The organism is Streptomyces sp. AC558_RSS880, assembly GCF_019049255.1.
Classification (GTDB): Bacteria; Actinomycetota; Actinomycetes; order Streptomycetales; family Streptomycetaceae; genus Streptomyces.
Genome location: NZ_JAGMUJ010000157.1, coordinates 1 through 230 on the forward strand (window position 1 = coordinate 1; position 230 = coordinate 230).

A 230-nucleotide genomic window follows, 5' to 3' on the forward strand; every position below is an offset into this window, starting at 1 on the left:
CCGCAGGTCGACGCCCTCACCCAGGACACCGACCTGGTGACCGTCACGCTCGGCGGCAACGACCTCGGCTTCTCCGACGTGCTCACCACGTGCGTCCTGGCCGGGCTCACCACCCGGGAGGGAACTCCCTGCCGGGACAAGGCGGTCAAGGACGTGGACGCGGGCTTCGCGAGGCTGAACACGCGTCTGCCCGACATGATCACCGACATCAAGCGGCGCAGCCCCAAGGC

General features: G+C 69.6%; 1 pseudogene. It reads left to right on the top strand.

Annotation, left to right across the window (positions count from 1 at the left end):
* Positions 1 to 230, top strand: a pseudogene (locus KUM38_RS35140) (SGNH/GDSL hydrolase family protein); the annotation flags it as partial.